Origin of the sequence: Pseudomonas agronomica (assembly GCF_025917275.1) — a bacterium.
In the GTDB taxonomy this organism is placed as follows: Bacteria; Pseudomonadota; Gammaproteobacteria; order Pseudomonadales; family Pseudomonadaceae; genus Aquipseudomonas; species Aquipseudomonas agronomica.
On sequence record NZ_JAOSHO010001077.1, the window covers coordinates 1 to 383 of the forward strand.

Annotated in this window: 1 protein-coding gene; it reads left to right on the plus strand. The window is 56.1% G+C overall.

The window, feature by feature from the left end; translation table 11 throughout:
- A partial coding sequence (locus OC610_RS28980) for a DUF6124 family protein (protein WP_264433271.1) occupies positions 1–344 on the plus strand: 344 nt, incomplete at its 5' end.
- Between the last annotated feature and the right edge of the window lie 39 nt (positions 345–383).

Here is a 383-nt window from a genome sequence, read left to right on the forward strand (position 1 = left end):
AAAACGCACCAAAGCCCGCATCCACTTTCCCTTACGGCGACTACGCACCCGAAAAGCTGCAAGAAGCCGCTGATCGGGCGCTGGATCATTACCTCAAGCCTGACGACAGCAAATCAGAAACCAAGCCTTCGGTACAGTTGTTCACTGTGGCTGACGGTATCGACACCGAAGTGTTGCTGGCCAACCTCAGCGAAACCCTGGCTTCGGCCAATGCGATGCTCAATGACCTTGCCTTCGATCAGGACGGCTCGCGACGGCATGTAGCATTGGGAGTGGCCCAGATGATTGAGTTGGGGATGTTGTTGGCGAACAAGTGCCTGGACCGGGTAGAGCTTCGGACTTGATGTAATAAGTGCCGGCCTCTTCGCGAGCAAGCTCGCTCC